The sequence below is a fragment of the Pseudomonas sp. Mn2068 genome, assembly GCF_049319725.1.
GTDB lineage: Bacteria > Pseudomonadota > Gammaproteobacteria > Pseudomonadales > Pseudomonadaceae > Aquipseudomonas > Aquipseudomonas gingeri.
Window position 1 is genome coordinate 54,908 of sequence record NZ_JBMOUG010000024.1, and the last position, 24,068, is coordinate 78,975.

At 65.1% G+C, this 24,068-nt stretch carries 21 protein-coding genes; 14 read left to right on the forward strand and 7 right to left on the reverse strand.

From position 1 onward, the window contains the following. Positions 1-23: 23 nt before the first annotated feature. Positions 24-971 carry a family 2B encapsulin nanocompartment shell protein gene (locus ACL9RJ_RS31995; RefSeq protein WP_422765990.1) on the reverse strand — a complete coding sequence of 316 codons (948 nt, stop codon included), beginning with the start codon at positions 969-971 and terminating at the stop codon, positions 24-26. A gap of 322 nt (positions 972-1,293) precedes the next feature. Between ACL9RJ_RS31995 and ACL9RJ_RS32000 the strand changes: the two genes are divergently transcribed. Further along, positions 1,294-2,511 (forward strand): class I SAM-dependent methyltransferase, encoded by a 1,218-nt coding sequence (locus tag ACL9RJ_RS32000; RefSeq protein WP_178991494.1) that lies wholly within the window; start codon positions 1,294-1,296, stop codon positions 2,509-2,511. On the opposite strand, the gene ACL9RJ_RS32005 is transcribed toward ACL9RJ_RS32000, so the two are convergent. Continuing rightward, a complete protein-coding gene (locus tag ACL9RJ_RS32005; protein ID WP_042935479.1) occupies positions 2,499-3,410 on the reverse strand; it encodes a DMT family transporter in 912 nt (303 codons plus the stop codon). The two genes, ACL9RJ_RS32000 and ACL9RJ_RS32005, sit on opposite strands and share 13 nt — an antisense overlap. Positions 3,411-3,616: 206 nt before the next feature. On the opposite strand from ACL9RJ_RS32005, the gene ACL9RJ_RS32010 reads away from it, so the two are divergent. After that, complete coding sequence (locus ACL9RJ_RS32010; RefSeq protein ID WP_017126609.1) at positions 3,617-4,198, forward strand: DJ-1/PfpI family protein; 582 nt, start codon at positions 3,617-3,619, stop codon at positions 4,196-4,198. Between the two features lie 14 nt (positions 4,199-4,212). Beyond that, a complete protein-coding gene (locus ACL9RJ_RS32015) occupies positions 4,213-4,521 on the forward strand; it encodes a ribbon-helix-helix domain-containing protein (protein ID WP_422765991.1) in 309 nt (102 codons plus the stop codon). On the opposite strand, the gene ACL9RJ_RS32020 is transcribed toward ACL9RJ_RS32015, so the two are convergent. The 5 genes from ACL9RJ_RS32020 to ACL9RJ_RS32040 all read right to left on the reverse strand — a co-directional run bounded on the left by ACL9RJ_RS32020 (position 4,499) and on the right by ACL9RJ_RS32040 (position 11,136). Beyond that, on the reverse strand, positions 4,499-7,063 hold the full coding sequence (locus ACL9RJ_RS32020; RefSeq protein WP_422765992.1) for a TonB-dependent hemoglobin/transferrin/lactoferrin family receptor: 2,565 nt from the start codon (positions 7,061-7,063) through the stop codon (positions 4,499-4,501). The two genes, ACL9RJ_RS32015 and ACL9RJ_RS32020, sit on opposite strands and share 23 nt — an antisense overlap. Before the next feature lie 117 nt (positions 7,064-7,180). Then, the gene (locus ACL9RJ_RS32025) at positions 7,181-8,140 is read right to left on the reverse strand and encodes a FecR family protein (protein WP_177130561.1); all 960 of its coding nucleotides are present in this window, start codon (positions 8,138-8,140) and stop codon (positions 7,181-7,183) included. After that, on the reverse strand, positions 8,137-8,676 hold the full coding sequence (locus ACL9RJ_RS32030; RefSeq protein WP_177088153.1) for an RNA polymerase sigma factor: 540 nt from the start codon (positions 8,674-8,676) through the stop codon (positions 8,137-8,139). Before ACL9RJ_RS32030 ends, ACL9RJ_RS32025 begins: the two co-directional genes overlap by 4 nt. A 244-nt stretch (positions 8,677-8,920) precedes the next feature. Continuing rightward, positions 8,921-10,504 (reverse strand): rhodanese-related sulfurtransferase, encoded by a 1,584-nt coding sequence (locus ACL9RJ_RS32035; RefSeq protein ID WP_422765993.1) that lies wholly within the window; start codon positions 10,502-10,504, stop codon positions 8,921-8,923. Continuing rightward, the gene (locus ACL9RJ_RS32040) at positions 10,501-11,136 is read right to left on the reverse strand and encodes a hypothetical protein (protein WP_017126604.1); all 636 of its coding nucleotides are present in this window, start codon (positions 11,134-11,136) and stop codon (positions 10,501-10,503) included. The genes ACL9RJ_RS32035 and ACL9RJ_RS32040 overlap by 4 nt, the downstream gene beginning before the upstream one ends. Before the next feature lie 105 nt (positions 11,137-11,241). Here ACL9RJ_RS32040 and ACL9RJ_RS32045 point away from each other — a divergent pair, with 105 nt between their 5' ends. The 11 genes from ACL9RJ_RS32045 to ACL9RJ_RS32095 all read left to right on the forward strand — a co-directional run bounded on the left by ACL9RJ_RS32045 (position 11,242) and on the right by ACL9RJ_RS32095 (position 23,942). Continuing rightward, entirely contained in the window at positions 11,242-12,144 is a 903-nt protein-coding gene (locus ACL9RJ_RS32045; RefSeq protein WP_017126603.1) for a LysR family transcriptional regulator, read from the forward strand. Positions 12,145-12,305: 161 nt separating this feature from the next. Further along, a complete protein-coding gene (locus ACL9RJ_RS32050) occupies positions 12,306-13,127 on the forward strand; it encodes an ABC transporter permease (RefSeq protein WP_178992434.1) in 822 nt (273 codons plus the stop codon). Between the two features lie 2 nt (positions 13,128-13,129). After that, positions 13,130-13,903: an ABC transporter ATP-binding protein gene (locus ACL9RJ_RS32055; RefSeq protein ID WP_178992433.1), complete on the forward strand. Its 774-nt coding sequence runs from the start codon at positions 13,130-13,132 to the stop codon at positions 13,901-13,903. Next, on the forward strand, positions 13,900-15,105 hold the full coding sequence (locus ACL9RJ_RS32060; protein ID WP_212810020.1) for an acyl-CoA dehydrogenase family protein: 1,206 nt from the start codon (positions 13,900-13,902) through the stop codon (positions 15,103-15,105). The genes ACL9RJ_RS32055 and ACL9RJ_RS32060 overlap by 4 nt, the downstream gene beginning before the upstream one ends. Then, positions 15,102-16,040, forward strand: a complete 939-nt coding sequence (locus tag ACL9RJ_RS32065) for a D-isomer specific 2-hydroxyacid dehydrogenase family protein (protein ID WP_212810019.1) — start codon at positions 15,102-15,104, stop codon at positions 16,038-16,040. The genes ACL9RJ_RS32060 and ACL9RJ_RS32065 overlap by 4 nt, the downstream gene beginning before the upstream one ends. Then, on the forward strand, positions 16,030-16,848 hold the full coding sequence (locus ACL9RJ_RS32070) for a class II aldolase/adducin family protein (RefSeq protein ID WP_245223009.1): 819 nt from the start codon (positions 16,030-16,032) through the stop codon (positions 16,846-16,848). Before ACL9RJ_RS32065 ends, ACL9RJ_RS32070 begins: the two co-directional genes overlap by 11 nt. 14 nt (positions 16,849-16,862) lie before the next feature. Further along, positions 16,863-17,819 (forward strand): ABC transporter substrate-binding protein, encoded by a 957-nt coding sequence (locus tag ACL9RJ_RS32075; RefSeq protein ID WP_017126598.1) that lies wholly within the window; start codon positions 16,863-16,865, stop codon positions 17,817-17,819. Positions 17,820-17,852: 33 nt separating this feature from the next. Next, positions 17,853-19,037 carry a dipeptidase gene (locus ACL9RJ_RS32080; protein ID WP_422765994.1) on the forward strand — a complete coding sequence of 395 codons (1,185 nt, stop codon included), beginning with the start codon at positions 17,853-17,855 and terminating at the stop codon, positions 19,035-19,037. 249 nt (positions 19,038-19,286) lie between these two features. Continuing rightward, entirely contained in the window at positions 19,287-20,864 is a 1,578-nt protein-coding gene (locus ACL9RJ_RS32085) for a flavin monoamine oxidase family protein (RefSeq protein WP_177130547.1), read from the forward strand. A gap of 89 nt (positions 20,865-20,953) precedes the next feature. After that, positions 20,954-21,451, forward strand: a complete 498-nt coding sequence (locus tag ACL9RJ_RS32090) for a RidA family protein (RefSeq protein WP_017126595.1) — start codon at positions 20,954-20,956, stop codon at positions 21,449-21,451. 28 nt (positions 21,452-21,479) lie between these two features. Next, a complete protein-coding gene (locus ACL9RJ_RS32095) occupies positions 21,480-23,942 on the forward strand; it encodes a TonB-dependent receptor plug domain-containing protein (RefSeq protein WP_103032948.1) in 2,463 nt (820 codons plus the stop codon). Positions 23,943-24,068 lie beyond the last annotated feature (126 nt).

Consider the following 24,068-nt stretch of genomic DNA (forward strand, 5'->3'; position numbering starts at 1 on the left):
CGGGAGGGTGTGAGGGGCCGGGATCAGTCGGCGTAGTGGCCGACCTCGACCCCTTCGAGCACACCCAGCGCATCGGGCAGCAGCACTGCCGCCGAGTAATACGCGGTGACCAGGTAGGCTATCTGCGCACTGTCGTTGATGCCCATGAAACGCACCGACAGGCTCGGCTGGTACTCGTCCGGCAGGCCGGTCTGGTGCAGGCCGATGACCCCGCCATTGTCTTCCCCGGTGCGCACCGCGAGGATCGAGGTGGTCTTGTTCACGCCGTCCGACATCTTGGTGCAGGGCAGCAGCGGCACGCCACGCCAGCCCGGAACCCGATGGCCTTCGAGTTCGACGCTGTCCAGGGACAGGCCGCGCTGGCTGCATTGGCGACCGAAGGCGGCGATGGCCTGGGGCGAGGCCAGCAGGAAATGGGTCTGCCGCCGCCGGCACAGCAGTTCATCCAGGTCATCGGGGGTTGGCGGTCCGCTGCGGGTGGCCAGGCGCTGGGACTCGGCGACATTGTGCAGCAGGCCGAATTCGTGGTTGTGCAGCAGTTCGCGCTCCTGGCGTTCACGGATCGCCTCGATGACCAGCCGCAACTGTTGTTCGGTCTGGTTCTGCGGGTCGTTGTAGAGATCGGCGACGCGCACCGGAATCTGCAGGATGGTCTGGGTCGAACTGAGCGCGTACTCGCGCGGTGCCGGGTCGTAATCGGCGAAGGTCCGGGGCAGCGCCTGGCCTTCGGCGGCTCCGGAGGCCAGTTTGATCAGGGCCTCGGCGTATGGGTTGGTCGGGCCCTCGTGGTCGGCGAGCACCCGGCGCCGGGTGACCCGATAGACACCCCCGCTCGCCTGGACCCAGGGCAGCCGGTTCAACAGCCAGCGGGTCGTGGTCTCCTGGCTTTGCGGAATCGATTTGGTGGTGGTCGACAGGGTACGCGCGGCGTTGCTGCTCAACGACGCAGGGGGCTGGACGGTTTTGCTCATGACGGGCACCTGATCAGTTTTTCTCAAAACCACTCAGTCAGCAGCTTTGCTGCCGGGGAAAATGCCGCGTCTGAAACTTGCGTGGCCCTTGCTGCTTCTGAGGTCGCTATCGGTTCGGTGGGCGAAAGTCATGAAGCGCCGGGCGTCCATGACCAGAAGCTGTTAATTCTAGTCGGTTCTGCGCAACGTCAAGTTGTCGCGGGGCGCCTGTGCCCGGGAATCGGATGAATGACGAAATAACCCCGTGCCCCGGCGTCCCATCCCGCCTAAAATGCCCGCCATTCCCCCGATCCGACTTCCGCACGCCCGAGGCGCTTTTTCCATGTCAGCTACTGCAACTCCCGCCCAGTCCGTGCCGGACCATCACGCCCGCTTTATCGAGTTGCTCGAAACCAGCCTGGCGCAGAACGCCTTTATCAAGCTGGTGCTGGCCAGGTACGTGGGAGCCGAGGCGGACCTGCAGCGGGTGATCGTCAAGCAACTGACGGTCAAGGAGCAGCCGTGCCTGTCCTTCGTCTACCGCTACAAGACCCGTGATATCACCAAGAATTTTTCCCTGGCCGACGGCGTCGCGGCCATCGCCGGGTTGCTGCCGGCCTCGTTCAGAAATGCCCATCTGCTGTCGCTGACCGACGAAGTGCAGCTCGAATACAGCAAGAAAGGCAAGAGCACCCTGTTCAAGGGCAAGACCCAGCAGGCGCGGGAGGTGCCGTCCAGCGAGCACAACCGGGAGAAGAACCGCTACCTGGAGCTCAGCCGGCCGTTCCTCACCGACCTCGGCGTGACCAACCGGCAGCACGAGCTGATCCCGGCCATGTCGCGCAAGTGGAAGCAGATCAACAAGTTCATCGAAGTGTTTTCCCACGCCCTGGGCAGCTCACCGATCAAGCTGGACCAGCCGGTGCGGGTGGCGGACTTCGGCTCGGGCAAGGGCTACCTGACCTTCGCCATCCATGACTACCTGTGCAATACCCTGCAGGCCCAGGGGCAGGTGACCGGGGTCGAGCTGCGCGAAGACATGGTGACCCTGTGCAATGCCGCCGCGGCGCGGCTGGATCATCCGGGGCTGGTGTTCAAGTGCGGCGACGTCCGCAGCGTGGCGCCGAGCGAACTGGACGTGATGATCGCCCTGCATGCCTGCGATATCGCCACCGACTATGCGATCCACACCGGCATCCGCTCCGGCGCGGCGATCATCATGTGCTCGCCGTGCTGCCACAAGCAGATCCGCCTGCAGATCCAGAGTCCGTCATTGCTCAAGCCGATGCTGCAATACGGCCTGCACCTGGGGCAGCAGGCGGAGATGGTCACCGACAGCCTGCGGGCGCTGTTCCTCGAGGTTTGCGGCTACGAGACCAAGGTCTTCGAATTCATCTCCCTGGAACACACCAACAAGAACAAGATGATCCTCGCGGTCAAGCGGGCCGAACCGCAGGATCCGGCCTTGCTGCTGGCGAAAATCGAGGAGCTCAAGAGTTTCTACGCCATCCACGAGCACTGCCTGGAAACCCTGCTGCGGGCCGACGGCTACTTGAGCTGAACCCCCGGCGGCAGGCTGCCCGGTTGTGCCGGGCGGACGCTGGTCCTGCGCCCGAGCATCACGGTGACGATCACGCCCCCGGCAAACAGCCAGGTGATGGGCTCGACGTGTTCGCCGAAGAACAGCGCCGAAAAGGCGATGGTGAAGAAAATCTGCAGCAGCTGGATCTGGCTGACCCGGGCGATACCGCCGAGGGCGAGCCCGGCGTACCAGGCAAAAAAGCCGAGGAACTGCGAAAACATCGCCACGTAGCCGAAGGCCCACCAGGTCTTGCTGGAAATCGCCCCCTGGTGTTGCCAGGTCAGGTACAGCACCGGGCCGATCAACACCGGGACCGACAGCACCAGCGCCCAGCAGATCACCTGCCAGCCGCCCATCTCCCGGGCCAGCCGTCCGCCTTCGGCATAGCCGAGGCCGCCGACGGCGATCGCGCCGAGCATCAACAGGTCGCCGGCCTGGATACTGCCGGCGCCGCTGATCAACGCATAGCCCAGCACCAGCGCGCTGCCCAGGGCGGCGCAGGCCCAGAAGGCCCGTGAGGGGCGTTCGTGGGACAGCCAGGCCGCATACAACGCCACGCACAAGGGTTGCAGGCCATTGACCAGGGCGCCGTGGGAGGCCGGCAGGGTCTGCATGGCCCAGGCCGAGAGCACCGGAAAGCCCAGGATCACCCCGGCGATCACCAGCCACAGGCCTTTGAACTGGCTCCAGGTCGGCCACTTTTCCCGGCGCCACAGCAGCAGGGCCGCCGCCGGAATCGCCGCGACCAGGGCCCGGCCGAGGCCGTTGAGCAGCGGATTGATTTCCTGCACCACGATACGGGTGAAGGGCAGGGTCAAACTGAAGATCACCACACCCAGCAGGCCCAGGAGCATGCCGGTGTTTTCACGGGAAGACATAGAGAGTAGGCCGGGAATTCAGGGGAACAAGGTCTGCCATCTAGCCATAAAGGTCCGCCGGCGCGCTGTTACAGCTGGGCAGAAAGTTGTCCGTACAGTTTTTCGTCCGCAGGCAGCGTAGTAGCGGGCGATTACCCGGCGGCGTGTACAGGGTCTACCTTGACTACTCTTGTCTGCCCAAGCGTTCACCCAGAGGAGTTCACCCCATGGCCGCGAAAAAGATTCTGATGCTGGTCGGCGACTACGTCGAAGATTACGAAGTGATGGTGCCGTTCCAGGCCCTGCTGATGGTCGGTCACCAGGTGCATGCGGTGTGCCCGGACAAGATCGCCGGCCAGACCGTGCGCACCGCGATCCACGACTTCGAGGGCGACCAGACCTACAGCGAGAAGCCCGGTCATCTGTTTGCCCTGAACTTCGATTTCGCCCAGGTCGATGCCGCCGACTACGATGGCCTGCTGATTCCCGGCGGTCGCGCCCCCGAGTACCTGCGCCTGAACGACAAGGTGCTGCAACTGGTGCAGGCCTTCGACCAGGCCGGCAAACCGATCGCGGCGGTCTGCCATGGCGCGCAATTGCTGGCGGCGGCGGGTATCCTCGACGGTCGCGAGTGCAGTGCCTATCCGGCCTGTGCCCCGGAAGTACGCCTGGCCGGTGGTCGCTACATCGATATCGAGGTGACCCAGGCCCATGTCCAGGGCAATCTCGCCACTGCCCCGGCCTGGCCGGCGCATCCGAGCTGGCTGGCGGCTTTCCTCGGCCTGCTGGGCACCAAAATCATCTTGTAAGCGAGGTTGCGGTCATGTGCGAGCTCTACGTCAAAGCCGATCCGATTCTCTACGAATCACGCTCCCGGTCGCTGCGCATCTGTGGCGTGGTCACCACCCTGCGCCTGGAAAACCAGTTCTGGGACATCCTCAGCGAGATCGACGACGCGGAAGGCGTGACCACCAACCAGATGATCACCCGGCTCTACGAAGAAGTGATGGACTATCGCGGGGAGGTGGTGAATTTCGCCTCCTTCCTGCGGGTCAGCTGTACCCGCTACCTGAGCCAGCGAAGGGCCCAGGTAGCGGAACTGACGGTCCTCAGAAAAACCGCGTCAGGCTGACCTTGAGGTTGCGTCCCTCGCTGTAGGCGCGGTCGCCGCTCAGTTCCGGGCGGTAGTTGCGGTTCATCAGGTTATCCACCGTGACGTTCACCTCGGTGCCCTTCAGGTAGCGCTGCTGGGGTTTCCACTGGGCGAACAGGCTCTGCACCACGTAGCTGTCGTTGGCGTACTGGTCGTAGAAGGCGTCGCCGACACTGCTGCCCGGGCCGCTGCTGTACTTGTCGCTGGGCAGGCGGTCGGTCTTGCGCACATAGATGCCCTGCCAGCCGACCCGGGCATCCAGGCTCGGAATCTTGGTCCCCAGCATCACCACCCACTTGGCCGGCGGGATGTCCCGTGCCCATACCGATGAGCCCCACGGGTTGGTGTAGGGGTTGTCGCGCTTGCCGGTGAGATAGCTGTAGGACAACTGGCCGAACAGGTAGTCCGAGTCATAGTAGCTTTCGACCTCGAAGCCCTTGATGGTCATGCCTCCGATATTCCGGTAGTTGGACATCGCACCCGACGGGCAGGCAGTGCTGATGGTGCCGCCGTTGATCGCCTGGTTCTCGCAACCGACACCCGTGGCCTTGAAGATTTCATCCTCGATCCGGTTGTGCAGGAAGGTGGTGCGGACCATCAGGTCGTCATTGCCCGAAAGCAGCCTGGAGAAGTTGCTGATGGTACCGAAGCGCAACGCGGTGATGCGCTCGGGGTCGAGGTCGACGCTGGTGGCGGTGCGGCTGCCCAGTCCCTGGACTTCGTATTGTTCGTCGATCACCGGGGCGCGCCAGGTCTTGCTGTAGTTGGCGAACAGGCCCTGGGTCGGCGTCACTCGCCAGAAGGCCGCCAGGCGTGGCGACCAGCCGGTGTAGGTGCGGTCGCTGTAGTCGTGGCCGATGGCCGGATCGGGGTTGGAGTAGTAGGGCGCATCGTTGGCTTCGCCGCGGTTGCGCACGTGGTCGTAACGCAGGGAAGGCGTCAGCGTGAAGTCCCCGAGGGTCACCGCATCCTCGATAAAGAAGGCGTTGGCGTCGACCTTGCCGTGGGGCATGAAGGCCGGCTGGAAATGCCCGTAGTTGTACTTCGGCGTGTTGTAGGTGTTGCCGGGCATCCACATCTCGGTTTCCCGGGCGTGCTTGCGGATCTGTACGCCGGCGGTCAGCGCGTGCTGCAGGACGCCGGTGTCGAACAGGCTGGTGTTCTTGACCTCCAGCTCGCGGTCCTTGTACTCGGTGTCCATCCTGCGGCCGCCGGTGGCCAGTTGGAAGAACGCGGTGGCGTCGCGCTCGTCGGTCTGGTCGGTATCGGACTCGGAGTATTTCACCTGCAGGTCGACCCAGGGGTTGTCCGAAGGCTTGTATTCGTACTTGCCCGACCAGGTGGTATCGACGGTATCGCGATCGGCGAGGAAGCGCCTGAGGGCACCTTCGTAACCGTATTGCCTGATGTTCGAGGCGGTGGGCGGCGTCGGGTAGCTCTGCGAGGAAAACGGTGCCCAGCGCTCGCTGTGGGAGCGCGAGTAGGAAAGCTTGAGGGTCTGTTCGTCGGTGACGTTCAGGTTCAGCTTGAGCAGCATCGCGTCCAGGTCCTGGGCACTGTTGGGCAGGCGCTTGGGATTGATCGGGTACTGGTTGTTGGGATCGGGCGGGGTGGCGGCCAGTTTCATGTCGCCGCCGTCGCGCTGGGTCAGGAACACCAGGGCATCGGCCTTGCCATCATCGGTGCGGCCATAGGCGGCGCCGCTGTAGGTCTGCTCATGGTTGTTGCTGGCGTAACCGTACTTGACCATGGCGCCACTGTTGCGCCCCTTTTCCAGCAGGTCGGGGGCATCCTTGGTTTCCATGTGCACGGTGCCGCCGAAGCCGCCGTTGCCGGTTTCCGGCGAGTGCGGGCCTTTCTCCACCTCGATGCTCTTGATCAGCTCCGGTTCGATGAAGATGGTGCCTTGCTGATAGCGTTCGAAGCTGCTCTTGGTGGCGCCATCGACGGTCAGCGGCACATCTTCGGCATCGCCCAGGCCCCAGATATTGATGGTCTGGCCACCGGGTTTCATCGAGCCGCCCATGCTGATGCCGGGCAGGGTCCCGAGCAGTGCGGGAATGTTGCTGGGCTGGTTGCGCTCGATATCGTCCTGGGTCAGGGTCGAGCGGCCGACGCTGCTGGCGTTCACTTCCTTGCCGTCGCCGAGGATGCTCACCGCGCCCAACTGGATGGCGCTGTTGCTGGGGGCGGGCTCGGGCTCGATCTTGCGCACGACGAAGGTGTTGCCGACCTGGATCAGTTTGAATCCGCCGTTCTTGAGCAACAGGATAATCGCTTCCTGGGCGGTGAACCGGCCCTCCAGCGCACGGGCCTGGGTGCTGCGCAACTGTTCTTCGTCGAACAGCAACTGGATGCGGGCCTTCTGCGCGACCTGGCTGAGGGACGTCGCCAGGGACTGGGCCGGCAGGTTCAGCATCACCGGGTCGGCGGCCATGGCCTGGAGACTGACGGTCAGGCAGGCGGCGATCAGTGTGGGACGGGAACAGGTGTGGAACAGCTCATGAGCAGCGCGAAACATTGAATCCCCCGATGTGGCCAAAGGCCAAAAAGGCGTTCGTTCAGAACGCAATCGGGGAGGAAGACGCGGCAGTGAAATAAAACCTCATATGCGAATGAAAAATATTCGCAAATGAGGCTATTTGCGGCTTTCGATCCTGACTTCGCCGTCGTCCAGGCCCACGGTTTTCACCGGGATCAGGGCGGGCAGGGCCTCGAGCAGGGCATCGGGGTCCTTGGCATCCAGGCTACCGGAAACCTTGTAGTGCGCCAGCGGACCGTCGGCCAGTTGCACGGGCTTGCCGCGGTACAGATTCAGTTCGTCGATCAGGCTGGCCAGTTCGCGGTTGCGAAAGGTCAGGTGGCCGCTGCGCCAGTCGGCGATTTCCTCGGCGCTCAGCGCCTGCTGCTGGACGGTGCCCTTGGCATAGTCGTAGATCCCGCGCTGGCGGGCTTCGAGCAGGGTCGTGTTGTTCGGATCGCCTTCAGGCTCGAAGGCGACCTGGCCATGGGCGACGCTGACCACCAGTTGCTTCTGGCCGCGGCGCACGTCGAATGCGGTGCCGACCACCCGTACCCGGGCGTTGCCGGCGTGTACCCAGAGCGGGCGCTCCTTGTCGGCGGCGACCTCCAGGTACAGTTGGCCCTGGTCCAGGTAGATATCCCGCTGCAAGGCCCGGAAGTTGATACGCAGGCGGGTGTTGGCATTCACGTACAGGGTGCTGCCGTCGGGCAACTTCAGGGTGCGGGTCCCTTCGGCATGGGCCGCGACCTGATGCCGGTACGGGGTGTTCGGCGCGCCCAGGCTGGTGGTCAATACGGCACAGACCAGCGCGGCCGCCACGGCCAGGGCCGGGCGCCAGGGGCTGGGGCGGCGCGGTGCCAGCGGCACCGCTCGGTTCAACTGCTGGAGTTCGGCGAGATCGGCCCACAGCGCCTCGAACTCGGCATAGGCACGGGCATGGGCAGGCGTCGCCCGCCATGCCTCGAAGGCCTTGTCGGCGGCCTGGTCCTGCGTGTTGCGATTACGCGCAAACCAGCTGGCGGCCTGGGCGTCGATGCTGTCCTCGGCGAACTCGATATCGGTGACGCGGGTCATTCTGGCTGCTCCTTGCCATGGTCCTGATCCAGACGCTGCTTGCAGTGCAGCAAGGCAAAGGCGATATGTTTTTCCACCATGCTGACGGAAATTCCCATGCGTTCGGCGATCCGGGCCTGGCTCAGGCCCTCGAAACGGGCAAGCATAAGGGCTTCTCGACGCCGAGGCGAGAGTTCGCCGAGTACCTGTTTCAACTGTTCGAGTCGTTGCAGGCGTTGGGCGGCCGCGAGCGGGTCATTGCGATCGTCGGCCACGGGTTCCTGCTCCGGGTCGCTTTGCTCGCTGTGCACCGCCTGCCGGACCTTCTGCTTGCGCCAGTGATCGCGCAGCAGGTTGCGTGCCATCTGGAACAGAAAGGCCCGTGGCTGCTCGACCTTGGCCTGGTCGTCGTAGTCCAGCCACTGGGTGAAGACGTCCTGGGTCATGTCCGCCGCGTCGCTGGCGTTGTCCGTGCGTTTGCGCAGGAAATGCAGGATGTCCGCATAGAACCCGCGAAAGGTATCAGCCGACAGGGGGTCGGGCTTGGGACGAGGCATGGGGATCCTTCACGACTTCGGGTGGTAACGGGAGAAGTTGTGAATGATATCGAGAATTATTGCTATTTGTCTCGTTTGAAATAAAGCCACTGTCGATCGTTCCCACGCCCTGCGTGGGCATGCAGCCCGTGACGCTCTGCGTCACCTTGCAGCGGACGCGGAGCGTCCGGTGAGGCATTCCCACGCAGAGCGTGGGAACGATCAGTGGTGGTGGTGGTGGTGGTGGTGGTGGTGGTGGTGGTGGTCAGATCACGAAGAAACCGTGGGTCCCGTCCCGCCCCAGTTGCGCCACCAGGCCATATTCCCAGTCCAGGTAACCCTGCATGGCTTCGCGCGGGTTGTCGGTGCCTTCATAAGGGCGACGGTAGCGGTCGATGCGCGGCGAGGCCAGTCGTTGTTCGCCGGCTTCCACCGGCAATCCGGCCGCGACCCAGGCCGCCGTGCCGCCTGTCAGCAGGAACACCGGCCGCGCGGTCAGAGCCTGGACCTGGGCGACGGCGTAGCCGGCCAGCAGGCTGCTGCCGCAGGTCAGCACATAGCGTTGCGCCGCGGGAATCCGCGCCAGGGCCTCGGCCAGCTGGCTGCGCAACACCCACCAGGCGCCGGGGATATGCCGTTGTACATGGTTGGCGCTGGCGGTGAAGTCCAGCACCTGGGTGCCGGGCTCCTGCAACCAGCCGGCCAGGGTGGCGGCATCCACGGGCTGTGCTTCGGGGGCCCGCGGCAACGGTGCCTGCCAGGGGCCTTGCTCACTGAAGTCGGTTGGCACCAGGCCATCCAGTACTTTCACCTGCCAACCCATCTGTGCCAGCCACGAGGCGCTCATGTTGGCCCGCACGCCATCGTCGTCCACCAGCACCAGCCGGGCCCCGCGGACGCTGGCGAAGTGATCGGTTTCCTGCACCAGTTGTCCGCCTGGGGTGGAGCGGGCGCCAGGCAGGTGGCCCGCCTCGAATTCTTCCGGGGTGCGCACGTCGAACAGGTAGGTGGTGCGTCCGCGTTCGGCTTGCCATTGGCGCAGCTCGGCCAGGCCGGCCCGGCCGACATCGGCACGATCGGCCACGGCACGCGCCGATTGCCGGGCGGCCTGGTGGTTGTCCGCGCCGACCTCGGCAAAGCGCCGCGCCTGTCCGTGCTCCAGTGTCTGGCCGGCGAGGGTCCAGCCGATGGTGCCGTTGCGCAGGGCGGCGACCGGATTGGGAATTCCCGCATTCACCAGCGACTGGGTGCCGATGATGCTACGGGTGCGTCCGGCGCAATTGACGATGACCCGCGTGCCCGGATCGGGTGCCAGTTCGCGGACCCGCAGCACCAGTTCGGCGCCGGGCACGCTGATGCCGCCGGGAATGCTCATGGTCTGGTATTCATCGAAGCGTCGGGCGTCGAGCACCACCAGGTCGACCTCGGCATCCAGCAGGGCCTGGACTTCTTCGGCGGCCAGCGATGGCGTATGGCGCTCGGACTCCACCAGTTCGCCGAACGACTTGCTCGGCACATTGACGTCCTTGAACAGCTCGCCACCGTCCTCCTGCCAGCCGGCCAGTCCGCCGTCGAGCAGGGCGACATCGCTGTAGCCGAGATCGCGCAGCACCTCGGCGGCCCGCGACGCCAGGCCTTCGCCGTTGTCATAGAGGGTCACCGGCGTGTCGCGACGGGGGATCCGCGCGTAGGCCTCCAGTTCCAGTTTCGACAGGGCGATATTGGCCGCGAACAGCGGGTGGGACTCGGCAAACGGCGCTTCTTCACGGACATCGAGCAAGGCCAGTTCCTCGCGGGCAAGCAAGGCTCGGCGAGTATCCTGGTAACGGCGGGTGCGGGTTTCGGTCATTGCGGGGGCTCCTTCGACAGGTCCCAGAGGTTAGGTAGCAGGCTGTTGGAGTAGCCGGAGATAAAGGCTTTTTCACTGCCGTCGAGGCTGTACACCGCGCGTTTCACCGCACCGATATTGCCGCCGTAGACATGGATACTGATGGACACCCGGTCATCGAACGCGTTGGACACCCGATGGATATCGCCGATCCGTGGCGATACCGCCTCGACCTGGCCCGGTTCGAGGCGGATCGCCGCGCCCGCTTCCTGCAGGCCGCCATCGATGCCGCGGGCGAACCCCTGGGAATATTCGGCCCCGCGCAGCATGCCGATCAGGCCCCAGACCCGATGATCGTGGATCGGCGTTTGCTGCCCCGGTCCCCAGACAAAGCTGACGATGGAAAACTGCTGGCGCGAATCGGCGTGCAGCAGGAACTGCTGGTAGCGCTGCGGGTCCGGGCGGGCGAAGTCCTCGGGCAACCAGTCGTCATGCTCGACCAGTTGCTGCAAGAGCCGGCTGCCGTGTTCGAGCAGGTGCGGCTCGTCGGGTTGATCGGCCAGCAGGTCGGCCAGTTGCTGGATGAACCGGCGCAATCGCCCCAGGTTCGGTGTCGGCTGCGTTGAAGCGATGCTGTGGGCTTGCTGGGGCATGAACTCCCTCCGTGGACAGTCAGTCACGATGTGAACTACACGAGTGAGCTAAAAGGTATTATTCTTTCCAGACATTTTTCCAGTTATTTATTATGCGAATAAAGAATGAAGATAGATGATATCAACGCATTCGTGGCGGTAATCCGTTGCCAGACCATCAGCCAGGCCGCCGATTCGCTGCAACTGACCCAGCCGGCCATCACCCGGCGCGTGCAGAACTTCGAGGAAGCGCTGGGGGTGGAGTTGCTGGATCGCAACACCAAGCCGTTGAAACCCACCAGCATGGGCCTGCGGGTATACGGCCAGTGCCTGGAAGTGCTGCGTACCATCGACGCCTTGAGCGAACTGGTGGCCAACGACGGTGCACCGAGCGGCGCCCTGCGGATCGGCGTGCCGCAGACCATCGGCGACGTGGTGCTGCTCGATGCCCTCAGCCACCTGAAAAACCGCTACCCGCAACTGCAGACCTCGGTCGCCACCGGCTGGGGCAGCCATTTGCTGGGCAAGGTCGAGAACGGCGAGCTGGATGTGGTGGCGGCGCTGTTTCCGGCGGGCAAGGTGTTTCCCGAAGGGGTGGTCGGGCGTTCGCTGGGCAGCATGAACCTGGTGGTGGTCGCGGCGAAGGGCGAGGTCACCCGGCGCGCCTACAAGCTGGCCGACCTCTATCAACGCGGCTGGGTGCTCAACCCCGATGGCTGCGGTTTCCGCGCCGGCCTGCAACGGGCCCTGAGTGCCCAGGGGCTGTCGCTGCAGATCAATCTGGAGACCTTTGGCACCGAACTGCAACTGGGGCTGATCGCCAATGGCCTGGGTTACGGCCTGGTGCCGTCGCCGCTGCTGGAGAACAGCAGCCATCGGGACAAGCTGGAGATCGTGCCGGTGACGGACTTCAAGCCGGTGATCGATCTGTGGCTGATCCATCCGCGTTTCCTGGGCAACCTGCAGGAACCGGTCAGTGTCTTTGGCGAGATGGTGGCGCAGCGGGTGGGCAAGGTGCCGGGGCAATAGTGGAAGGGGGCGGCCAGAACCTCGTCAGTTTTTGTATTTTGCATAATCATAATTTTGATAAATGCATTTTTTGTATATTAGATTAGAACCAAAGCGAATTTCACGGACGTTTTTTATGTAGTTAGCATGGTCCTCCACGCGCTACAGAACAGGACGTCAGCATGCCCGCGCAAGACCTTGTCTCCCCACGATCCGGCCTGCGGGCCGTTGCCCGCTGGCACGGCTGGCGTGAACTGGCGGTACGCCTGATCAGCCCGCTGGTGCTGTTGCTGCTCTGGGAGCTGGCCTCGCGCACCGGGCTCCTGCCCACCCGGATCATCGCCGCGCCGAGCACCATCGGCGGCACCTTGTGGCAGATGCTCGGCAACGGCGAACTCGGGCGTCACCTCTGGGTGTCTTTGCAGCGGGCGCTGGGCGGACTGGCCATCGGCATCAGTATCGGCACCGTGCTGGCCCTGCTTTCCGGGCTGTCCCGACGCGGCGAGCTGGTGATCGACTCGCCCGTGCAGATGCTGCGCACCTTGCCCTTCCTCGCCATCGTGCCGCTGTTCATCCTCTGGTTCGGGGTCGGCGAGACACCCAAGATCGCCCTGATTGCCCTCGGCACCACGTTTCCGGTCTACCTCACGCTGTTCTCCGGTATCCGCAGCCTCGATCCCAAGTTGCTGGAGGCGGCGACCTTGCTCGGCCTGTCCCGGCGGGAGCGGATCTGGCACGTGATCCTGCCCGGAGCCTTGCCGTCGTTTTTCGTCGGCCTGCGCTATGCCTTCGGCCTCAGCTGGCTGGGCCTGGTGGTGGTCGAGCAGATCAACGCCAGCGCCGGTATCGGTTACCTGGTCAATGACGCCCGGGATTTCATGCGCACCGATGTGATCGTGATCTGCCTGCTGATCTACAGCGTGCTGGGCCTGGGTATCGACAGCCTGGTGCGCTTGCTGGAGCGCTTCACCCTGGCCTGGCGCCCGTCCTTTATCAGGAACTGACCATGACTCTGCCGCTTTCCCGTTCCCCACGCCCGGCCGTCGAGTGCCGCCAGGTCAGTCGCCGTTTCGGCGGCCAGGCGGTCCTCGACGCCCTCGACCTGGACATCGCTCCCGGTGAATTCGTCGCCTTGCTTGGCAGCAGTGGCTCGGGCAAGACCACGTTGCTGCGTGCCCTGGCCGGCCTGGACCGGATCGATGAAGGCCGGCTGACGGTGCCCGAGCCGCTGGCGGCGGTGTTCCAGGAACCGCGGCTGATGCCGTGGAAACGCGCCTGGCGCAATGTCGCCCTCGGCCTGCGCGGTGACCAACCCAGGTCACGGGCACTGGCGGCGCTCGCCGAAGTGGGGCTCGCCCATCGGGTCGATGCCTGGCCGCACACCCTGTCCGGTGGCGAAGCCCAGCGCGTGGCCCTGGCCCGGGCGCTGGTCCGCGAGCCGCAACTGCTGTTGCTCGACGAGCCGTTCGCCGCCCTCGATGCGCTGACGCGGATTCGCATGCATCAGCTGATCATCGACCTGTGGCGGGTGCACGAACCGGCGGTGCTGCTGGTGACCCACGATGTCGACGAGGCGGTATTGCTGGCCGACCGGGTGGTGGTCCTGGCCAACGGACGTATCGCCGAACAGATTGCGATCCGCCTGCCGCGTCCGCGCCAGGTGGCCAGCCCGGCATTCCAGAAGCTGCGTGCGCGCTTGCTGGAGTTGCTCGGGGTTGAACAACCTCCGGCCGTCGAGGACGGTCGCCTTCATTTTCTCAGCAGGATCGCCCATCGATGAACCTGACCACCGTGCAATCGCCTTCCACTACCGCCGGGCAGCGTCCGGACCTTGATTCCCCTGCATTCGCCGATCTGCTGGAGCAGCTCAGCGAAGAGTTCGCCAGCACCGCGGCCTATTACGACAGGCACGGCGAGTTCCCCCACGCCAACCTGCACCGCCTGCACGAGCATGGCCTGCTGGCGCTGACAGTGCCGCGCCATCTCGGCGGCAGCGAAGCGACCCTGGCCCAGGCGCGGCGGGTGATCGGCGCGGTGGCCCGGGGCGAGCCCTCGACCGCGCTGGTGCTGGTGATGCAGTACTTGCAGCACACGCGCCTGCAAGGCAACCAGGCCTGGCCCCGGCATCTGCGGCTGCAGGTGGCTCGCGAAGCGGTGGAGCAGGGGGCGCTGATCAATGCCCTGCGCGTCGAGCCGGATCTCGGCACCCCGGCCCGGGGCGGCTTGCCCGGCACCGTGGCGCGGCGGGTCGAGGGCGGTTGGCGACTCGACGGGCGCAAGATCTATTCCACCGGTATTCCGGGCCTGACCTGGCTGTCGGTCTGGGCTCGCAGTGACGAAGCCGAACCGCGGGTCGGTACCTGGCTGGTGCACCGCGATACCCCGGGAATCCGTGTCGAGGAGACCTGGGATCACCTGGGCATGCGCGCTACCGGCAGCCATGACGTGGTGTTCGAGGATGTCTTTGTCGCCTGCGAGTTCGCCGTGGATATCCAGCCCGCCAGCGTGCCGCGCCCCTCCGAGCTGGACAGCAGAGGCGTGCTCTGGCTGGCGGTGCTGCTGTCGGCGATCTATGACGGCGTGGCGCGCTCGGCGCGGGACTGGCTGGTGACCTGGCTGGCCGAACGCACCCCGGCCAACCTCGGCGCGCCTCTGTCGAGCCTGCCGCGTTTCCATGAATTGATCGGCCGGATCGATTCACTGTTGCTGACCAACCGCGTGCTGCTCGATGCCGCCGCCGAAGGACGGATCGCCGCGAGCGAAGCGACCCAGGTCAAGTACCTGGTCACCGGCAACGCCATCAGTGCCGTGGAGCTGGGCATCGAGGCCATCGGCAATCCCGGCCTGGCGCGGGGCAATCCGCTCGAACGACATTATCGCGATGTGTTGTGCAGCCGGATTCATACACCGCAGAACGATGCGATTCTCGCCGCGGTCGGGCGGGCGGCGTTTGCTTTGCCGGCCCGTGGGGGCCAGGCGTGAGCGGCGTACGCATCGCCAGCCAGCTGGACGCCGATTTCAATGCCCGCCTGCGTGCCCAGGGCCTGCAAGTGCTGGAGCTGCCGCGCGGCCTGCCCGCTGATCTGCCGGCGGATATCCAGGTGCTGCTGGCCGCCCCCCATGCCGGGTTCCGCGACGCGCCACAAGCGCCTCCGGGCTGGCCGTTCGGTCTGCGGTTCGTGCAACTGGTGACGTCCGGGCTCGACTATTTTCCCCGCTGGCTGTTCGACAGCCTGCCGGTGGCCAGTGCCCGCGGGGTCACTGCCCAGAGCATTGCCGAGTTTGCCCTGGCGGCGATCTTTGCCGCGGCCAAGCGGTTGCCGGATGTCTGGATCGGGGAAGCCGCGCACTGGCAGCAACGACCTCTGGCCTCGGTCGCGGGCAGTACCCTGGGGCTGTTCGGTTTCGGCAGTATCGCCCGGGCCCTGGCGCCGAAGGCGCTGGCCCTGGGGATGGAAGTCCTGGCCCTGCGCCGTTCGGCGACACCTTTCGAGGTCCCCGGAGTGCAGGCGGTGGCCGATCTGCATGAGCTGTTCGGACGTGCCGATCATCTGCTGCTGGCGGTGCCACTGACCGCGCAGACCCGCCGCATCATCGACCGCGATGTCCTCGGCTCGGCCAGGCCCGGCTTGCACCTGATCAATATCGCCCGCGGCGCCCTGCTCGACCAGGAGGCCTTGCTGGAAGCGCTGGAGGGCGGGCAACTGAGCCTTGCCAGTCTCGATGTCAGCGACCCGGAGCCGTTGCCCGAGGGCCATGGTTTCTATCGGCATCCGCGTATCCGCCTGTCGCCGCATACCAGCGCCAACTCACCGCAGGTCTACCTGGAACTCGCCCGGTTGCTGTTGCGCAACCTGGAGCGCGATGCCCTCGGCCTGCCCCTGGAAAACCGCGTGGAGGCCGAACGTGGCTATTGAATCGCCGAGACCGGCACCGAGTGCCTACGGCTTGCCCCGCGACGGGCAGACGGTGTTCCGCTGGGAACATCCGCCGCAGCAACCGACCCTTGAACTGGAACGACTGCAACGCAAGAAAAGCCTGGCCGCGGCGTTCCGGGTGTTTGCCTGGCTCGGTTTCGACATGGGCGGCGCCGGGCATATCACCGTGCGCGATCCCGAGCACCGCGATCATTTCTGGGTCAATCCGGTGGGCGTGTATTTCGGTCATCTGCGGGTGTCCGACCTGCTGCGGGTCGATCCCCACGGCACTATCGTCGAAGGCGAGGGCGCCTTGAACCTGGCGGCCTTCGCCATTCACGCCGCCCTGCACGAAGCCCGGCCGGATGTGGTGGCGGCGGCCCATGCCCATTCGCTGCACGGCAAGGCCTGGTCGAGCCTGGGCCGCCTGCTCGATCCGCTGACCCAGGATGCCTGCGCCTTCTACGAGAAGCATGCGCTGTTCGACAACTTTTCCGGCGTGGTGCTGGAGAGCAGCGAAGGCGAGCGGATCGCCCGGACCCTGGGCCAGCACAAGGCGCTGATCCTGCAGAACCATGGCCTGCTGACGGTGGGCGAGACGGTCGAGGCGGCGGTCTGGCGTTTTATCGCCATGGACAACGCCGCCCATGCCCAACTGCTGGCCGAGGCCGCCGGCACGCCACGGCCGATTCCGCCGGAGGTGGCGCGCCACACCGCGCGCCAGGTGGGCACCGAGTTTGGTGGCTGGTTCAGTTTTCAACCTTATTGGGACCGGGTGCTGCGTAGCGAACCGGATGCCTTTCTGTGACAGGAGTCAGCGTGATGGACCGTCGTGGTTTTCTGCAACTCTGCGCCCTGACCGGGCTCGGGATTTCCCTGCCCGGCTTGAGTGCGGCCCGGGACCTGAGCGGGGTGACCCTGAATGTCGCCACCTACAAGGGCGCGGCCCCGACATTCTTCCCCGAGGCGGGCATCGGCCCGGCGCCGTATCAGGTCAGGTACGCCGAGTTCACCGGCGGCAACCTGAGTTTCGAGGCGTTGGTCAGCGGCACCCTGGATATCTCGCCGATGAGCGAAATCCCGCCGATCTTCGGCATCAAGAACCATGCCCCGGTGAAGCTCATCGCGGTGCTTACCGGTGACGTCAACAACCAGGCCTTTATCGTGCCCAGGGGCTCGACGGTGCAGTCGGTGGCCGAACTCAAGGGCAAGCGCATCGCCTATATCCGCTCCACCAGTTCCCACTACTTTCTGCTCAAGGCCCTGAAGGAGCAGGGACTGGGCTTCAACGACATCGTGCCCATGGCGTTGACGCCCCAGGACGGCTTTGCCGCGTTCCAGAACGGCGCGGTGGATGCCTGGGTCAGCTTCGGCTACTTCATCCAGCTGGCGGAACTGCGGGCCGGCGCGCGGGTGCTGAAGACCGGGCAGGGCTACCTGTCCGGCAACTACGTGATCGCGGCCAACCAGAACAGCATTGCCGACCCGCTCAAGCATGCGGCGATCACCGACTACATCCTGCGCGAGTACCGCGCGTGGCAGTGGATCGCCACGCATCCGCAGGAGTGGGCGAGCAAGAGCGCGCAGATCCTCGGCATGCCACGCGAAGTGTTCCTGGCGCAGTACAAGGCCCAGAGCGGACCACGCATCCTGCAACCGGTGGACGATGCGGCGGTGCGCTCGCAGCAGGACGTCGCTGACCTGTTCTTCGAGGCCGGGGTGCTGCCGCAGAAGCTGGATGTCACGGGGTTGTGGGATCGCAGTTTCAACTGGGGCTAGGTGCCGCAACGATCAAGTTCCAGGGAGGACTCAATGCTTTGGAAACCCCTCGCGCTGGCCTTGCTGATCACCTCACCGGCCGAGGCCGCCGACACGCTGCACCAACGTCTCACCGTGCTCGACAGCCATCTCGACACACCCATGCATCTGGCCCGCCCGGGCTGGGATATCACGCAACGCCATCGCTATGAGGACGACCTGTCCCAGGTCGATCTGCCGCGCATGGAGGAGGGCGGCCTGGACGGTGGCTTCTGGGCGGTATTCACGCCCCAGGGAGCGTTGACCGATGAAGGCCGGACCCTCGCCAGCGAGCATGGCCTGGCGGTGATCACGCGAATCCGCGACATGATTGCCGCCCACCCGCGACAGTTCGCCCTGGCCCTGAGCGCCGAGGATGTCCCGAAGATCGTCGCGCGGCACCAGCGGGTGGTGTTCATCAGCATGGAGAACGCCGAGCCGTTGGCGGCCGACCCCGGCCGCCTGCTGACCTACCGGCGTCTCGGCCTGCGCATGCTCGGCCTGGTGCATGCGGCGAACAATGACTTCGCCGACTCGGCCACGGCGCTGCCGCAGTGGCATGGCCTGAGTCCCAGGGGCCGGGAGCTGGTGATCGAGGCCAATCGCCTGGGCATCCTGCTGGATGTCTCCCATGCCTCCGACCAGGTCTTCGATCAGGTGCTGGCCTTGTCCACGGCACCGATCATCGCTTCCCACTCCGGCAGCCGGGCGATCACCGCGCACCCGCGCAACCTCGACGATCGCCGCCTGCGGGCGCTGGCGGCCAAGGGTGGGGTGATCCAGGTGAACAGCTTCCCCAGCGACCTGATCGAGCAGCGAGCCAACCCGGAACGCAGCAAGGCCCTCGGGCCGCTGTACAAGGAGTTTCGTCTGGCCGCGAGCATGGCGCCGGAGCAGGTGGCGGACCTGGCAGCGCGGATTCGCGAGGTGGAGGCGCGCTTCCCCGAGCCCAGGGCGACCCTCGACGACTACATGAAGCACCTGCTGCATATCCTCGCGGTGGTCGGCCCGGAGCATGTCGGCATCGGCGCCGACTGGGATGGCGGCGGCGGGGTCGAGGGGCTGGCGGACGTCTCGCAGCTGCCGAAGATCACCGAGCGCCTGCTGGCGGCGGGTTATGGCGAACGGGACCTGGAGAATATCTGGGGGGGCAATCTGTTGCGGGTGCTGGCCGCGGCCCAGGCCCGCTCTGAACCTTGAACCGCCAGGTGTGGGAACGGGCTTGCCCGCGAAAGCGTCAGTAGCGCGCCCGGCGTCCTTGAGGTTATGCATTTTGCGCAATATCACCGTCATAAAATATGAAACAAAGTAATATTTGCATATGCCTAAAATGTATTTCTCTTATTAAGTTCCGCTCTCTAGGATGGCGTCCATAGACCGAAGTAACTGAATGTTTCATCGGGCTATAACGGAATGAACTATCCACTACACCAGGCAGGGAGCGCTTGCATGCCGTTGACCAGAAGACAACTGATTGCCCGTGTGGCTGCCGTCGGCGGCCTGCAGGCAGCAACGGCGGTGATGGGCCTGCTCGGGGTGGACCAGCAGGCAACGGCCGGCGAAGAGAACTATGCGGCCTTGCCCATCGCCGCCGTCGGCAAGGGTGCCAGCGTGATCGTGATCGGTGCCGGCATCGGTGGCCTGGTCAGCGCCTTCGAGCTGAAGAAGGCCGGTTTCAAGGTGACGCTGCTCGAAGCCCGGGAGCGGGTCGGCGGGCGCAACTGGACCGTACGTCACGGCGATCGTGTCGAGTACACCGATGGCAGCGTGCAGGTCGCCGACTTCGACAAGGGCTTCTACCTCAATGCCGGACCCGGTCGCCTGCCCAGCCATCACCAATTGATGCTCGGTTACTGCCGCGAGCTGGGGGTCGAACTGGAAGTGCTGGTCAATACCAGCCGCAATGCCCTGGTTCGCCCCGACCTGAACGCACCGCCCCTCCAGATCCGCCAGGCGGTCAACGACAGCCGCGGGCATTTTTCCGAGCTGCTGGCCAAGGCGGTCAATCGCAACGCCCTCGACCAGGAGTTGAGCCCGGCGGACCGCAGCAACCTGCTGAGTTTCCTGAAGACCTGGGGCGATCTCTCGGACAAGCTCGAATACCTCGGCTCGGCGCGCTCCGGCTACAAGGTCTGGCCGGGAGCGGGCGATCAACTGGCGCAGAAACGCGATCCGTTGCCGTTGCAGACCCTGCTCAATCCGGCGCTGACCACGGCGCTGATGATCGACGAGTACCCGGAATTCTCCCCGACCATGTTCCAGCCGGTGGGGGGCATGGACCGGATTCCCAAGGCGTTCGAGCGCCACCTGAAAGCGGAGCTGCGCCTGGGTGTCGAGGTCCGTTCGATTGACAACCAGGCGGATTTCGTCGAGGTCGGCTACCTCGACCGGCGCAGCGGTCGCAGCCACTCGCTGCGGGCCGACTATGTGATCAGCGCGTTGCCGCTGCCGTTGCTGGCCAAGGTCGAGAACAACCTCACCCAGCCGGTGCGGCAGGCGATTGCCGCCGTGCAGTTCGGCTATGCCAACAAGGTCGCCTGGCAGTCCCGGCGCTTCTGGGAAAGCGATTACCAGATCTACGGCGGGCTGTCCTTCATCAACCAGGAAGCCTCCGGCCTGTGGTACCCCAGCGGTGGTTTCAACCAGGCCGAAGGCGTGCTGGTGGCGGCCTACAACAACGGTGAAATCGCCCGCCGTTTCGGCGAGAAAAGCCTGGACGAACAGATCGCCCTGTCACGCCAGGCGGTGGAGTTGCTGCATCCCGGCCACGGTCATGAACTGCGCAAGCCGCTGGCGATCGCCTGGGCCAGGATTCCCTACAACCTCGGCCCGTGGATCAATCATGAAGTGGCTGACCCGGACTACAGCCTGCTCAACCAGGCCCAGGGTCGGGTCTACCTGACCAGCGACGGCCTGGCCCACAGCGGAGTCGGTATCTGGCAGGAAGCCGCCGCCGGCGCGGCACGACGGGTGGTCCGCCATCTCTTCGAGCGGGCCCAGCGCTCGCCCATCAAGCAAACGGCCTGAAAAAGCCGCGCTCTCACTAAAACAGCAGCATCGATTTGCCGGGTAGCGGACCTCCGAGGCCGGCGTTAAAAAAACCTTGGAGTGTCCGTATGTTTTTCAAGAAAACCTTGTTGGGTCTGGGGATCCTTTTCGCCGCGGGCAGCGCCCAGGCCGGCTCGATCCAACGGGTGCCGTCGACCTATCCCAATTCGCCGATCCTGCAGTCGGTGACCCTGCCGGCCAATGCCGAGGTCACCTACCTCTCCGGGCTGCTGCCCGATCCCGTCGACCCCAAGGCCGCCAAGGACCAGGTGCATGCCGTCGGCAACACCGAGACCCAGGCCCGGGCTGTGCTGCGCAAGGTCGAGACCATCCTCGCCAGCCAGGGGCTCGGCCTCGGTGACGTGGTGCAACTGCGCATCTACCTGGTGGGCGATCCGGCACTGGGCGGCAAGTTGGATTTCGACGGTCTGCAGAGTGCTTTCCGGGAATTCTTCGGGACCGACAAGCAACCGCTGAAACCGGCCCGCACCACGGTGCAGGTGGCCGGACTGGTATTGCCCGGCGCCCTGATCGAAGTCGAAACCGTTGCCGCCAAGGCGCGTTGAGCCGGTCCACAGGAAGGATATCCGAGTCATGGCTTCTACTTTTGGCAATACCCGGTTCGCGGCCCCGTTCAGTGCCGCGCTGCTCAGCCTCGCCACTTCCCAGGCGCTGTTCGCCGCCGACGAGACCCTCGATACCGTGGTGGTCACCGGCGTGCGCGGCAGCCAGCAACGCACGGTCACCGACAGCCCGGCCCCGATCGATGTGATCAACAGCGAGCAGTTGCGCACCATCGGCCAGAACGGCCTGAAGGAAATGCTGGGCCGCCTGCTGCCGTCGTTCAACGTACCCACCATCAACGGTGGCGGCACCGCGTTCCTGGTCCGGGGCGTCAGCATGCGCGGCCTGGGCGGCGACCAGGTGCTGATCCTGGTCAACGGCAAGCGCCGTCACAACTCGGCGCTGATCAACAACGGCGCGCGGGTCGGCAACGCCTCGGTACCGGTGGACCTCGATCTGATCCCCACCGCCTCCATCGAGCGCATCGAGGTGCTGCGCGATGGCGCGGCGGCGCAGTACGGGTCGGACGCGATTGCCGGGGTGATCAATATCATCCTCAAGCGCAACGCCGAGGGCCTGACCTCCGATACCAGCCTGGGCCAATACTATGACGGCGACGGCACCACTGGGCACGAAGCGGCCAACTGGGGCTCGAAGCTGGGAGAGAGCGGCGGCTTCTTCAACCTGTCCTTCGACGGCAAGGTCCAGGAGCCCTACGAGCGGGCGGCCGCGGCCAGCGGCCAGTTGTATTTCAACCAGCCCGACGGCTCGCCCGATCCCCGCGAAAGCAACCGGCATGGCTGGGGCGGCGAATACGGCCTGGGGCGCGACCGCACCAGCAGCCTGGCCTACAACCTGGAACTGCCGCTGCAGGACGACCTCAAGCTGTATTCGTTTTCCACCCTCAGCTACCGCAACAGCAACAAGGACCTGGGCCATCGCAAGCCCACCGACATCACCAGCCTCGCCGGTGTACCGGACGCGCCGTACCCCAATGGCGGCCAGGCTCGGCGCGAGATCCACGAGGTGGACTTCCAGTTCGCCGGTGGCGCCAAGGGCCTGGTCGGCAACTGGGACTGGGACCTGAGCAGCACCTATGGCAAGGATCGCGCGGTCCTCGACACGGCCAACAACCTGAATATTTCCAACGGCCCCTACGGCCAGCATGACTTCCACCTGGGCAACCTGATCTTCGACCAGTGGACCACCAACCTGGACTTCAGCCGCGCCCTGGATATCGGCTGGAGCAGCCCGCTGGAAACCTCGTTCGGCGTCGAGCACCGCTGGGAGAAATATGCCCTGGAAGCCGGCGAACCGAACTCCTACAACTTCGGCAGCTATGTGCCCAGCACCGGACCGTTTGCCGGCAGGGTGCCGGACCCGGGACTGTTCTCGGTCAACGGCACCACCCCGGAAGATGCCTATTCGTTGCAGCGCCACAGTGACGCGGCCTATGTCGACCTGGGCCTGAACGTCACGCCCAAGTGGTACGTGGGCGCGGCGGCGCGTTATGAGAAGTACAACCTGGGCGTGGGCGAGACCGCCAGCGGCAAGCTCACCACCCGCTATGAGTTCCTTCCCGGCTATGCGGTGCGGGCGGCGGTCAGCAACGGTTTCCGCGCGCCGTCCCTGGCCCAGAGCGTGTTCTCCACCACCAGTACCGTCACCCAGTTTTCCAGCGGTACGACCACCAACGTGCGGACCAAGCAGATGCGCCCGGACTCCCCTGAAGGCCGCGCCCTGGGCGCCAAGGACCTGGAGCCGGAGACCTCGCGCAACTACAGCATCGGCTTGACCGCCGAACCGGCGCAACGGCTGCGGCTGACGGCGGATTTCTACCTGATCGATATCGACAAGCGAATCCTCCAGACCGGCATCCTCAAGGGCCCGGCGGTGTCGCAGATCCTGGTCGACAACGGCCTGTCGCCGAACCTGGCCGGGCAGTACTACGCCAACGCCGCGGACACCCGGACCAAGGGCGTCGACCTGGTGGCGGACTACAGCCAGTCGTTCGGCGAATACGGTTCGGCGAAATGGAGCGTGGCCTACAACCGCAACAAGACCACCATCCGCAGCCTGGCCGACACCCCGGCGGCGCTGGCCAGTCTCGGCTCGCAGTACGTGCTGTTCGACCGCCAGCAGCAACTGGACCTGACCAAGGCCACGCCCAAGGACAAATGGATCCTGTCCGGCAACTACAAGGTCGGCGACTGGACCACTAACCTGCAGTTCACCCGTTTCGGCGAATACACCGAGGGCGCGAACAGTCCCGCCGACGATCGCACCTACAGTGCCAAGTGGATCACCGACCTGGACGTGGCCTATGACGTCACCCAGAACCTGACGGTGGCGGTGGGGGCGAACAACCTGTTCGACGTCTACCCGGACAAGATCGGCCTCAAGGCCTGGGCCGGCACCTATGAGTACGGCATGTTCTCGCCGTACGGACTGGGTGGCGGGTACTACTACAGCCGCATCAGCCTGGCGTTTTGAGTGATGAGCCCGCGCCTCGATGCCACCCCCGCGCCTGTGGGAGCCGGCTTTCCGGCAAGGAGGCCGGCAAAACAGACCCCGCACAAAGGTTGGGTTTTTCTTTCTTTGCTACTCCGCCTTAGTGTC